We start from the raw sequence: 10,946 nt of genomic DNA, 5'->3' as shown, positions 1-10,946 counted from the left end.
TCTTATTTAACTGAGGGAGCTCAATAAGAAATTCAACAAAAAGGTGCCTTAATCCTTCTTGGATCAAAGCACCCTTACCTTAAATTATAATGGTTCACAAACTTTTATAGTCCTGTTAACTCACAGAATTAATTTATACTCCAATGCATCGGCAATTATTTAAGCAGATAATAAATACTAAAATGTAACCTTTATCTTTCAACCTCAAAGTTAAACAAGTTGGCAAGTCTGACTAACTCTTCAGAATCACCCTGCTTTTTATTCAACAACCCCTGATTAGTCATATAGTATACATAATTTTTGGTAACGATATATAACGCAGCTGATCCATATTCTGTTGTAGGTTCATGTAGAAATGCCCGTTGACCTGAAACATTTATTTCTGTGACTTTTGTTCCGTAGAGGGGATGTTCGGGAAAGAAATACTTACTCCTTTCTTCAACTGATCCCGTTTCATTCTTTGTATAATGTACGGAAATAAACCTTCCTTCTGAAGTCGGGTAAAAGGCCTGTGTAAATACTTGTTCTTTACTACCTATATTTTCAACAGATACTGCAAGAAGTGGTTCTCCTGAGATAGTATTAATCTCCTTGTAGGCATCCATTGGATAAACGACATATTCCATCCCTTTTTCGGTTAAAATCGGTGTCTCTTTCCCGTTAATCACTTCCATTGTATACAGCTTTTCTTTATTTGATAGCATTCCTGAGACAAATGAATCTTCATTCCCCAATTGAATAATTAGCAAAAAAAGAAGAGAAAAAGTGATACTTATAGATGATACGTAACCGAAAATCTTGAAAGCTCGAGATTTAATCTTTTCCTTATAAATTTGCCTCTCCAGTTTTCTCCTTACTAAATCGGCTTGCTCCTGACTCCATTCCAAATCATATTCTACTTTCTGAAGAGCACGATTATAAGTGTTCAATTCACTTTGTATGTTCATTTAACCCCGACTCCTTAATTAATCTTTTTTCCAAAGCTAACATTCCACGATGCAATGTGGACTTAACTTTACTTTCCGAACAATTCAATATTTCTGCTGTTTCGGTAATTGAAAAACCCTTGATCTTTCTAAGGATGATAACTTCCCGATGGGATTGTTTAAGTGCCCTTAGTGCTTCGTGAATTTCCTTTGAACTTTCTTTAAGCTGGACCACATTTTCTGGCAATAGTTTAATGTCAATTTGAGGTTGGAATAACTCTTTAAAAAAGCGAATTGGCTTTTGTTTTCTCATGTGGTCAACAGTCACATTATGAGCGATACTGAACAACCATGTTTTTTCGCTAGAATCTCCTTTGAAAGTATGATGATATTTATAGGCCTTAAAAAATGTTTCCTGAGTTAAATCCTCAGCTTGCTGATAATCTTTTGTAAGCATAAAAATAAATTTAAAAATTGTTTGATGATACAGATTGTACCACTCATGAATATCCTCTTCCCTGTAGTCAGCCATCTAATTTCTCTCCTTGTTAATTCACTTAAATCTTAGACGTGTAGGTTAGAAAAAGGTTTTGGTTTATTTTATTATTTTTTTTATATTTTTTTAACGGCCTCTATAGCAAAAAGAAGGAGCTGGCATAGCAACTCCTTCTTAAATATAATGATACCGATAATATTCGACTCCTTACGATGTCAATCCTTCTTCAACATTACTGCCCGTTACTTTAAGTACATTATTTCACAAAGTCTTCGTTAGTCTTATTTCAATTTTAACATAAATATCCAAACACCTTCACAATTTCCATACATTCCACTTACCAAATCACAACAAAATCACATACCCTCCAATAATTATTTCCACATTGAGAAATGACCTGAGAATTGATGGGCGATTTTAAATAAATATATTAAAAACCATTGATTTAATAAGAAAATTCGCACGGTGAATTTCAATGTTAATACCCGTGCGATTTGCCTTGTTATTTACTTGTTTGCACCTCGGAAGTAAACCGTAAATAAAAAAATAAAGGGTTTTTATTTAGTTCTTTTAGTCGGACTTAATATTGGAATATAAACTTCGTTATCCTTAACAAATCCTTCAAAAACGTCCAACGGCCTTGGCGGTGGTCCTCCAATATTAATTCCATGTTCGTCGTATTCTCCTCCATGACAAGGACAATAGAATTCAATTCCTTCCGTTACTTTACTTTCTTCCGCTTCACCTGCGATGCAACCTAGATGAGTACATACTGGAGACATAATTAAAAATTCATTTTCCTTCGTTTTGTTCAAATAAACAAAACCCTCCAGATTTTGTTCTGTCCACCCATCCTGGACTGTTACTTTATAAGAAACTTTCTTTGGATAAGGTCCTTTCTCCAATTCGTTTAAAGGACCAATACTTGCCATAGAACTGGTGTCAATATTGCTTTCCTCTTTACTACAGGCACTTAAACCTGCTGGCATGAAGGAAAGGGCCAAAATCCCTGCTGTCCCTTTTAGAGACTTCCCCAAAAACTTCCGGCGATTCAACATGTATTTCCACCTCCATGTTTTTGATCAAACAATACCAAATAATTTCACAAAGATTATGACTGAGAAATTTATACTAATGTCGTCTTTATCTAAGCGAATGCACCCCTGACAAAAGGAGTGTAAGTTTATCATTTCACTGATTGATTTCCAATTGTGCAGAAATCTATGAACTTTTTACTAACATATTTACAGCATCATCTACTGCACTATACTCTTCCTTTATGGAGTTTTTGTCCTTTGTGAGAGAATTTTGGAGTTCGTTTGCGACAATATAGGCTATTGCTCTACCTGTGGAACTTCGAATAGAGGACAATTGGTTCACAACATCAGCACATGCTTTTTCTGCTTCCATCATTTTACTAATCCCCCTGATTTGGCCCTCAATTCTCTTAAGTCGATTTACTATTTCTTTGTTATACAACATGCCGTCCCCTCCTACTGTAAATTAAATATCATTATAAATAAAAGGTATGGAGATTTTGTTGAGACTGAGGAATTTTCCACTGATGAGTATTGGTAAAGATTAAAAATAAAAAAAGCGGCTCGTGCCGCTTAAGACAGTATATTTCCGTGCTTGTTGCTTTTCGTTCAGAGGGTAGCCTTCAGGTGTGAGACGGTGAGGAGAGGATCCTAAGACGCACCATCCAAGAAATCTGTTACTGCTCTAATTTTTGTTTTAAACGATCGTACTCTTCTTCTGAAATTTCTCCTCTCGCAAGTCTTTCTTTCAATGTCCCCAGTGAGTTATTGCCGTCAGTGTTGGCTGTATTATGATTTGACTTGTTCTTAAAAAACACAATGGCCACAGCAATAACCGCAATGACTATAATAACCAGCAGTATTCCCATTATTCCTGGACCAAAAAATCCTGTTCCCATCCCATTACCGGGTCCGCCACCATTCATCATAAACTACACTACACTCCTTTCCTGATCTACTCTAACTAATCCCGTATGGGTATAAAGTTAATCGTAGAATTGAAAGTTGATTACTTAATTATTCGTTATTAAGTAGTGTTTTAAGACGATGCCATCAACCACTTTTTCTATGTCATAAATCACTAACCATTTTAGTTTTAGTTTCGTTACTAAATCAGACCAGCAGGAAATCTTCCGGTGTACGGAACCGAAGCAAAAAGCAAGTTCACACTACCAGAAGTACGACCTTGAGTACACCATGGATTTGAACACTGAGGGAATGGTTTTTACCCTCAACGGCAAATCATTCCCTATTACTGACAACATCAACGTGAAAAAATGCGATAAAGTACTGGTTAAACTAGTCAACAACTCATTGATGAATGACCATCCAATGTACCTGCACGGCCATTTTTTCCAGGTATTAAGCAAAAATGAAAAACCAGTGGAGGCTTCGCCGATTATCAAGGATACATTCAATCTTAAACCGGGTGATGAATATGTAGTAGCATTTGCAGCCGACAATCCCGGAAACTGGCTGTTCCACTGCCACGACCTTCACCATGCTTCTTCAGGAATGATCAATCTTTTAAATATGAAGGATTCAATCCATCCTTTACACCGGATGACAGCGCAGGAAAGAAGCCAGAATAAAACTCACCATACAAAAAAACGGTTCAGATTTAAACCGTTTTTTATTTTGAAAAGACTATTTATCAGGAGAATCCATTCTTTCTGACAATCATTCTACCTCTTGAAATATAACAAGTATTATGGCCATTAATACAAGGTTTATCGCTTCATATCGTCTCTATCAGGATCGGATGGTTCTCAATATTTGCTGGAATTCCTCAAAGGTGATTTCCCCTCTGGCGTATCTCAGCTTTGCCATTTCTTCCGCTTCAATTGCCTGGGTATTCCCCGGATTTGGATTGGTGGCTGTCCGGTTTTTGAAAAAAAGATAGACTCCAACTGCAATCAGCGAAAGGAAAATCAGTGTCGTGAAGTTGAAATATGGCATCATTCCAAACTGACTGTAGCCGGAATGACCATTGAACCCATAACCATTTACAAAAGAACCCATATGTCCGCCCATCATGATCATCTACTCCTTCCTACTATTATTAAATTAGGTTTTTCAGTTTAGCATACTCTTCTTCAGAAATTTTTCCGGCAGCATACCTTAGATCAATAATCTTTCTTGCTTGATCATCTCCTGTATACTGCGAATCCGATTTTCCAAAGAATTTTTGCAAATCGCCTGTCTTGTACAGGTAAAAACCGATTGCCAGGAGCAATAGCGCAAACATCGTTCCATTCCTCCTCCCTCAAATTTTTTAATTGGAGGCCGGATCAGACCGGCCTGTATGTTTATAGTCCTGTAGTTCCCATGCCCTGGAAATTCCGGCTATTGGCCGCTCCTCCGTCCCATGCATGCCTTTATACATTTCCTCGATATCCTGATTGCTCAATTCCGGGTGCATTTCCTGCATATATGGCCTCATCTGCCCAAAGTTGATATTCTGCTCATCCATGTATTTTTGCATATCCTCAAAATTCCCAGATTCCATCATCTGGTTCATTTCTTCAAGATCGACACCCTGTTCTCCCATGAACTTCTGCATGTCTTCAAAGTTGCCCTCACCCATGATGCTGGACATATTGCTAAAATTAATTCCTTGCTGCTTCATATAAACGAAAGGCCCTGCAGGGTTTTCCTTCGCTGATGCCATATAAAGCCCCGTGCCTCCCGTCGCGATCAGGGCAGCTGCCAATGCTCCGGTAATGATTGTCTTTTTCATCATTGTAAAAACACTCCTTATTTAACGTTTTTATAGTAAGTTTGTTTTAATTTGTTCGAATTCCTCGACAGTGATTTCACCTCGGGCCAATTTGCCCTTGGCGAGCTCAAGTGCTTCACTGCTCATCGACTGACGGCTAAGCGTTTGGCTGTTTCCTCTGTTCTGGTTGAATGCAAGATATAATAGATAGCCGATTGCCAGGAACACAACTAGCATCATCAGTGATCCACCTCCCATCCCAAAGCCTCCAAAGTAACCTGGTCCCATCATCATTTCCTTCTCTCCTTTCCATTTCTTTATACTTTCATTCTCTATCAGAAAGATGTAGAAGTATGGAGGTAAAGCGATTATTTTAAGAGTGTTTCCTTCATTTTCTGGTACTCTTCCAGGGTGATTTCCCCTTGTGCAAGCCTCGTTTTCAATTGTTCCATCGCTTCACTGGAATCAGAACGAATTGTCTGATCCGGTCCCTTCTTGTTTATCATCAGCAAGTAGCTCAGGAAGCCAGCCAGCAGCAAACCGATAAACCACAATCGGTCCGCAGCCAGCAGATGCAAAACCCGGTCCCCACATCGGAATCCCTCCTTCCTTTCATGATGAGTTGTTTGTTTCTATGCATAAAATATAAAAGCAAATCATGTAGAAAATATGTAGAAAACAAAAAAGCAGTTCACCACAGTTACCCTGCGAAAAACCGGAGTGATCAATTATCAGAATACATAGTAATTAACTCTACATACTTTTTGCATATATTCATATTAAAATACAAAAATACCCCCCACCGATTTAAAATTCAGTGGAATTTGATAAGGAGGTACAGCTTTAATGGATAAATACAATAGAAGAAAATTTCTCTCTTATTCCTTAAAGGGAGCCGCAGGATTAGCAGCTATTTCTCTTGTTCCTGTTGGAGTAAATAAAATTTTTAATAACAATGAAATGATGAATGGAAATGATAGTAGTGGAGTTCCATTCAGCGGCGGCACTCCTTTACCTGTTCCTCCGCTCCTTAAAAATATGAGTTCGATCCCAAGTAAAGCCGAGTTTCAGCTTTCAGCTCAAATAGCTAAAACAGAATTTATCAAGGGGAAAGAGACAGACACTTATGGTTACAATGGAAATTATCTCGGCCCTGTCATTAGAGTCAGAAAGGGTGATGAGGTTTCGATAAAAGTCAAAAACAACCTCAATGAAGAGACAACAGTCCACTGGCACGGGCTTGAAGTAGACGGGGAAAACGATGGTGGTCCTCACTCACGGATTAGGCCAGGTGAAACCTGGAATCCAAAGTTTACGGTCACACAGCCTGCTTCAACATTATGGTTTCATCCGCACTTGCTCCATAAAACTGGAGAGCAAGTTTATAAAGGACTCGCTGGTTTGTTTTATGTAGATGATGATTTTTCAGATAATCTGAACCTCCCAAATGAGTATGGCGTCAACGACATTCCGCTTGTGATCCAGGATAAGAAGCTGGACGCAAATGGAAGGTTTGAATATAGACTGGGCATGCATGACGTTATGATGGGCCTTCAGGGAGGAACCATTCTTGTTAACGGAGCTGTTAACCCTTATCTTGAGGTACCAAGAGGCAAAATGCGCTTTCGTTTGCTGAACGGATCAAATGCCAGGATTTATGAATTGCTTTTTAGCAATAACCAAAACTTCTATCAAGTAGCTAGCGATGGGGGGTTGCTTGAACAGCCTGTTGAGATGACAAAACTAGTGCTCAGCCCAGGGGAAAGAGCTGAAATCATAGTGGATTTCTCAATGTTTAAAGATGGCGGTACGATCGAACTAACAAATCAAGGTACTGAATTCATGAAATTTATGGTAACTGGTAAAAAACAAAAAGACTTTAATATACCAAACCAACTTGCAATAATTGAAAGAATAGATTCATCAAAGGTAGTAAAAACTAGAAAATTTATTTTCCAAGGAATGGGAAGCAATGTCAATATAAATGGCAAACAAATGGATATGGACCGGATGGATGAATATTTAACCTTAAATACTACAGAAATCTGGGAAATCTCCAATGAAAGTACTGGGATGATGGGGGGAATGGCCCATCCATTCCATGCTCATGGAGTACAATTCCAAATTCTTGACCGAGACGGCAAACAGCCTCCAGCAAATGAATCCGGCTGGAAGGACACTATCCTAGTGTATCCAGGGGAGAAGGTCAGGGCGATTGCTACTTTCAAGTATCCTGGAATCTTCATGTACCACTGTCATATCCTTGAACATGAAGATGCAGGTATGATGGGCCAATTTAAAGTGGAATAAAATTCGGTCTTGAATAAGGCGCAGTTAATCTCAAGGGTTACTGTGCCTTTTTCAGATGTTGTGTAAAGAGATCATTCTCCCGCTAACCTAAAATCGAGGGTAGGAAAATCGTAAGCTTCCCAAAATTAACAAGGTAAGCAATATAAATGAAACCGATGAATTAATCATTAAAAGTTTTTATGGCTGTTCATTATTGCCAACTGAGTTGGAATGGATTCCCTTAATTAAAAACTGTGGGTTTGAGCAGCTAGAAATTATAAAAAGTCGTTCAATTCATGAGGAATTGGAGATTATGCTAAATGATGAATTTCTTTTGGAGGATAGTTGGAAAAGTGCCCAAATAGAGGATGAGACCCTGGATTATCATAATAAATTGATGGTTAAGTTCGCGGAACAACTAGGATATCGAGTAATCAAAGCTAAAAAAGTAATGTTAGTGAATTGAATTCAGCTAATTTGAAATGATATCGAACGGAAGTCTACATTCCCTTGGTAAATTACCTTTTAATAGGCTGACAGTATAAAAAGAATAAATAACAATATACAAAACCTCGGATCTTCTTAGAAGGTCCGAGGTTAAATGGGAAAGTTATTTGTCATTCATACCTTCTTTGTAAAACCGGTTTGCCAATCGCTTTTGCCTTAGATACCAGATGAGGAACAAAGAAAGACCAATTAAAGCCAGGGAAATGACCTGTGCAATTCTTAGTTCATCAGTTACCATTAGACTGTCTGTCCTCAATCCCTCCACAAAAAACCTGCCTACTGAATACCAAATGAGATAAGAAAGGAAAACTTCTCCCCGCTTGACTCCGAACTTTCTGATGGCAAGGAGTACAAAAAAACCTGAAAGATTCCATAAAGATTCATACAAAAAGGTTGGGTGGTAATACGCTCCATCTATATACATCTGGTTAATAATCCAGTCTGGAAGCATTAAATCTTCAAGAAAGGTTCTTGTCACCTCTGTTCCATGCGCTTCCTGGTTCATGAAGTTTCCCCATCGACCAATGGCCTGCCCGAGAATAATACTAGGAGCAGCTATGTCAGCGAGCTGCCAGAAAGAAATTTCTTTTTTTCGTGCATACACTATCGAGGTTGCTACCGCACCGATCAATCCTCCATGGATGGCGATGCCGCCTTCCCAGATTGCTAGAATCTGTCCTGGATTATCCAAATAGTAATCTAGTTTGAATAATACGTAATATAACCGAGCACTAAGGAGAGAAATTGGAATCGCCCAAAGAAGCAAATCTGAAAAGACATCCTGTTGCAACCCTCTTCTTTTTGCTTCTTTTGTAGCGAGTAACCATCCTAAGAAAATCCCAAAGCCGATAATTATGCCGTACCAATAAATAGTGATAGGGCCTAATTCCAATGCTATTCGATTAATTGGTTCAAAGTTTCCCATCTATTTCACCTCTTCTATGTCATTCTCTGTCATCATACCTTGTATTTATGGATTTTGTATGGAGGGGAACAAAGAACATTGTTTTTCCCTTAATCGGCATTAGCTGGAAATATAGAATATTGCTAGCTGATTATAAATGAAGAAACGGCTGTATGCGGACCGTTTCTTCGAGGGGGTTAAGAAGTAACCACCTACATGTTAGAGGATCTTTGTGCAATAACTATGGATATTTAATCATTCTTCTCAACTTTAAATAAACTTTCCTTAATAAATACCGGAATTTTTTATATGCATCAACTTCCTGCATACTTTCTTCTCATTTATTCGATACCATAGGTTAATAAAACTTTGTAAAAATCACAGAGTGGAAATCCTTAATTGGAGTGAGAAGTTATGCTAATCAGGAAACTTTATAATAATGGCCAAATCATCATACCGAAGAAAGTGACACAAGAACTCGGAATTGAAGATGGTCACGTGCTTTATATTTATAACGAAAAAGACACTATCGTGATTGAGAAAGACCACGAAGATAAATACTTAAATCAGGCAACACTATATAATGGTAACTTAACGATACCCTGTGAACTACGTAAACTGCTAAACTGGGAAGGAGAAAATCTCCTGGAAATGGAAGTGAACTCCAACAACAAAATCCGCCTTAAGAAAATTTGATTGTAGGTCCACGCTGAAACACTAACGTATATTAAAAGGAATAATACTTCAGATTCAACCTCGACAGACACAGAAATGACAATTCTACTGTCATGTTCTATACTATGCTTACCTTTTAGCAGGAATGGCATATCCTATTTATTGGTGAATTTCGCTTTCCTAACACAAATAGTCAATTGAGAATAAGTCGAAAAAAATTAGAAACACCAAACAAAAAAACGGTTCTGTTCTTGAACCGTTTTTTGTTACATAGATCTATTTATTTGGAGAAAGTAACAGTCTTCTCATTATTGACCCCATTAGTCTTTCTTCGCCAACAACTGACAATCCTGCTGATTTAATGTTTGCCATTGTCTCCCGGTTTATATTTGCTCCCCACATTCGCACTGTTACTGGATTCAGTAAATCCATTACAAGTCCTGCCGCCTGGTTTTCGCTTCTCATATGCTCAAGCATGAGAATCTGTCCGTCCGATTTGCAAACTCTTCTCAGTTCTCCTAGACCCACAACCGGGTCTGGTACAGAGCAAAACACACAGGTAGATACTACCGTATCAAAGCTGTTGTCCGGAAAGGGCAGTTCCTGGATGTCTCCCTCTATTAGTTCCATTTTATAAGGCGCATTAAGCTGAGAAGCTTTCTGTTTTGCATACTTTAACATATCGCTGCTGAAATCCACTCCAATCAGGGATTTAATACTACTCGGATAATAAGATAGATTCGCCCCAGTCCCTACCCCTGCTTCCAGTACATCACCATAAGCGCCAGCCAGTAGGTCCCTCCTCCAATCTTCACGAATCATCTTATCCATTGTGTCATAAATTTTTGAAACTCGGTTGTATCTTTTTTTTATTTTCTCATTTAATTCCTGATTCAATGAAACCATCCTCTCTGATTACGGATTAGTGACCATTATACTGGCAAACTGTGCACAAAGAATGAATAAAGATATTTCTAGTTCCTTTTTTGAACCTTTATAATATAATTTTAGTGAGGTGAAAAAAATGTGTGTTTCTCATCATAATATCGACCAAATATCATACCATATCGCGGAACAAATCGTTCAGTTCACAATATATCGCCCGTTGCATATTGAATTGATCGGGGAAGGCAGATTTGCCATTGAAGCAGGCCAACCCTTTCCAGCTGAGAACCACGGAGTGATTTCAAAAATCGTACTGGCTGATAAGGGTGGTAATCTGTACCGAATTGAGCCAGATGAAATCGGACTCAAGTTTGCTAGCGGGGAGATCGATTACAAAGAATATTTAAATCAACAGAAAAAGGGAAACCGACAACTAATTGGCCTGACACTAGGACTCATCACTCTGTTTGCAACAGCAGGTTGGGGATTTGTTTCGCTTTTCTAAAAA

At 38.3% G+C, this 10,946-nt stretch carries 15 protein-coding genes and 1 pseudogene; 4 read left to right on the top strand and 12 right to left on the bottom strand.

What is annotated here, in order from left to right; all coding sequences use genetic code 11:
* Nucleotides 1-191: 191 nt before the first annotated feature.
* From J7E38_RS11405 to J7E38_RS11385, 5 genes are all read right to left on the bottom strand, one after another.
* Complete coding sequence (locus tag J7E38_RS11405) at nt 192-947, bottom strand: hypothetical protein (RefSeq protein WP_214705868.1); 756 nt, start codon at nt 945-947, stop codon at nt 192-194.
* Nucleotides 931-1,458, bottom strand: coding sequence for an RNA polymerase sigma factor (locus J7E38_RS11400; RefSeq protein ID WP_192472128.1), 528 nt, complete (start codon nt 1,456-1,458; stop codon nt 931-933). Before J7E38_RS11400 ends, J7E38_RS11405 begins: the two co-directional genes overlap by 17 nt.
* 521 nt (nt 1,459-1,979) lie before the next feature.
* Nucleotides 1,980-2,480 carry a QcrA and Rieske domain-containing protein gene (locus tag J7E38_RS11395; protein WP_192472127.1) on the bottom strand — a complete coding sequence of 167 codons (501 nt, stop codon included), beginning with the start codon at nt 2,478-2,480 and terminating at the stop codon, nt 1,980-1,982.
* A 163-nt stretch (nt 2,481-2,643) separates the two neighbouring features.
* Entirely contained in the window at nt 2,644-2,904 is a 261-nt protein-coding gene (locus J7E38_RS11390; protein WP_214705867.1) for a metal-sensing transcriptional repressor, read from the bottom strand.
* A gap of 232 nt (nt 2,905-3,136) precedes the next feature.
* Nucleotides 3,137-3,388 carry an SHOCT domain-containing protein gene (locus J7E38_RS11385; RefSeq protein ID WP_192472125.1) on the bottom strand — a complete coding sequence of 84 codons (252 nt, stop codon included), beginning with the start codon at nt 3,386-3,388 and terminating at the stop codon, nt 3,137-3,139.
* 189 nt (nt 3,389-3,577) lie between these two features.
* Between J7E38_RS11385 and J7E38_RS11380 the strand changes: the two are divergent.
* Nucleotides 3,578-4,051 (top strand): annotated as a pseudogene (locus J7E38_RS11380) (multicopper oxidase domain-containing protein); the annotation flags it as partial.
* Between the two features lie 160 nt (nt 4,052-4,211).
* Here J7E38_RS11380 and J7E38_RS11375 read toward each other — a convergent pair.
* The 5 genes from J7E38_RS11375 to J7E38_RS11355 form a co-directional block, all read right to left on the bottom strand.
* Nucleotides 4,212-4,496, bottom strand: a complete 285-nt coding sequence (locus J7E38_RS11375; RefSeq protein WP_192472124.1) for an SHOCT domain-containing protein — start codon at nt 4,494-4,496, stop codon at nt 4,212-4,214.
* 25 nt (nt 4,497-4,521) lie between these two features.
* The gene (locus J7E38_RS11370) at nt 4,522-4,707 is read right to left on the bottom strand and encodes an SHOCT domain-containing protein (RefSeq protein WP_192472123.1); all 186 of its coding nucleotides are present in this window, start codon (nt 4,705-4,707) and stop codon (nt 4,522-4,524) included.
* A 27-nt stretch (nt 4,708-4,734) separates the two neighbouring features.
* A complete protein-coding gene (locus J7E38_RS11365; RefSeq protein ID WP_214705865.1) occupies nt 4,735-5,202 on the bottom strand; it encodes a hypothetical protein in 468 nt (155 codons plus the stop codon).
* Nucleotides 5,203-5,229: 27 nt separating this feature from the next.
* Nucleotides 5,230-5,472, bottom strand: a complete 243-nt coding sequence (locus J7E38_RS11360) for an SHOCT domain-containing protein (protein WP_214705864.1) — start codon at nt 5,470-5,472, stop codon at nt 5,230-5,232.
* A gap of 74 nt (nt 5,473-5,546) precedes the next feature.
* Complete coding sequence (locus tag J7E38_RS11355; protein ID WP_192472122.1) at nt 5,547-5,756, bottom strand: SHOCT domain-containing protein; 210 nt, start codon at nt 5,754-5,756, stop codon at nt 5,547-5,549.
* A gap of 268 nt (nt 5,757-6,024) precedes the next feature.
* Here J7E38_RS11355 and J7E38_RS11350 point away from each other — a divergent pair, with 268 nt between their 5' ends.
* A complete protein-coding gene (locus J7E38_RS11350) occupies nt 6,025-7,488 on the top strand; it encodes a multicopper oxidase family protein (RefSeq protein ID WP_214705863.1) in 1,464 nt (487 codons plus the stop codon).
* Between the two features lie 589 nt (nt 7,489-8,077).
* Here J7E38_RS11350 and lgt read toward each other — a convergent pair.
* Nucleotides 8,078-8,899 (bottom strand): prolipoprotein diacylglyceryl transferase, encoded by an 822-nt coding sequence (gene lgt / locus J7E38_RS11345; protein WP_214705862.1) that lies wholly within the window; start codon nt 8,897-8,899, stop codon nt 8,078-8,080.
* 393 nt (nt 8,900-9,292) lie between these two features.
* Here lgt and J7E38_RS11340 point away from each other — a divergent pair, with 393 nt between their 5' ends.
* On the top strand, nt 9,293-9,574 hold the full coding sequence (locus J7E38_RS11340; protein ID WP_214705861.1) for an AbrB/MazE/SpoVT family DNA-binding domain-containing protein: 282 nt from the start codon (nt 9,293-9,295) through the stop codon (nt 9,572-9,574).
* Nucleotides 9,575-9,829: 255 nt separating this feature from the next.
* Here J7E38_RS11340 and J7E38_RS11335 read toward each other — a convergent pair whose 3' ends face one another.
* Complete coding sequence (locus J7E38_RS11335; protein ID WP_215038449.1) at nt 9,830-10,459, bottom strand: class I SAM-dependent methyltransferase; 630 nt, start codon at nt 10,457-10,459, stop codon at nt 9,830-9,832.
* A gap of 118 nt (nt 10,460-10,577) precedes the next feature.
* On the opposite strand from J7E38_RS11335, the gene J7E38_RS11330 reads away from it, so the two are divergent.
* Nucleotides 10,578-10,943 (top strand): hypothetical protein, encoded by a 366-nt coding sequence (locus J7E38_RS11330; RefSeq protein ID WP_214705859.1) that lies wholly within the window; start codon nt 10,578-10,580, stop codon nt 10,941-10,943.
* Nucleotides 10,944-10,946: the final 3 nt, after the last annotated feature.

Source organism: Bacillus sp. ISL-35 (genome assembly GCF_018613355.1).
Taxonomy (GTDB): domain Bacteria; phylum Bacillota; class Bacilli; order Bacillales; family Cytobacillaceae; genus Mesobacillus.
This window is presented reverse-complemented; position numbering and strand designations above follow the sequence as displayed.

Coding starts and splice junctions, on each gene's coding strand:
- J7E38_RS11375 (WP_192472124.1), bottom strand. CDS start 4,496: ATGATGGGCGGACATATGGGTTCTTTTGTAAATGGTTATGGGTTCAAT.
- J7E38_RS11360 (WP_214705864.1), bottom strand. CDS start 5,472: ATGATGATGGGACCAGGTTACTTTGGAGGCTTTGGGATGGGAGGTGGA.
- J7E38_RS11400 (WP_192472128.1), bottom strand. CDS start 1,458: ATGGCTGACTACAGGGAAGAGGATATTCATGAGTGGTACAATCTGTAT.
- J7E38_RS11385 (WP_192472125.1), bottom strand. CDS start 3,388: ATGATGAATGGTGGCGGACCCGGTAATGGGATGGGAACAGGATTTTTT.
- lgt (WP_214705862.1), bottom strand. CDS start 8,899: ATGGGAAACTTTGAACCAATTAATCGAATAGCATTGGAATTAGGCCCT.
- J7E38_RS11395 (WP_192472127.1), bottom strand. CDS start 2,480: ATGTTGAATCGCCGGAAGTTTTTGGGGAAGTCTCTAAAAGGGACAGCA.
- J7E38_RS11340 (WP_214705861.1), top strand. CDS start 9,293: ATGCTAATCAGGAAACTTTATAATAATGGCCAAATCATCATACCGAAG.
- J7E38_RS11370 (WP_192472123.1), bottom strand. CDS start 4,707: ATGTTTGCGCTATTGCTCCTGGCAATCGGTTTTTACCTGTACAAGACA.
- J7E38_RS11330 (WP_214705859.1), top strand. CDS start 10,578: ATGTGTGTTTCTCATCATAATATCGACCAAATATCATACCATATCGCG.
- J7E38_RS11335 (WP_215038449.1), bottom strand. CDS start 10,459: ATGGTTTCATTGAATCAGGAATTAAATGAGAAAATAAAAAAAAGATAC.
- J7E38_RS11365 (WP_214705865.1), bottom strand. CDS start 5,202: ATGATGAAAAAGACAATCATTACCGGAGCATTGGCAGCTGCCCTGATC.
- J7E38_RS11390 (WP_214705867.1), bottom strand. CDS start 2,904: ATGTTGTATAACAAAGAAATAGTAAATCGACTTAAGAGAATTGAGGGC.
- J7E38_RS11350 (WP_214705863.1), top strand. CDS start 6,025: ATGGATAAATACAATAGAAGAAAATTTCTCTCTTATTCCTTAAAGGGA.
- J7E38_RS11405 (WP_214705868.1), bottom strand. CDS start 947: ATGAACATACAAAGTGAATTGAACACTTATAATCGTGCTCTTCAGAAA.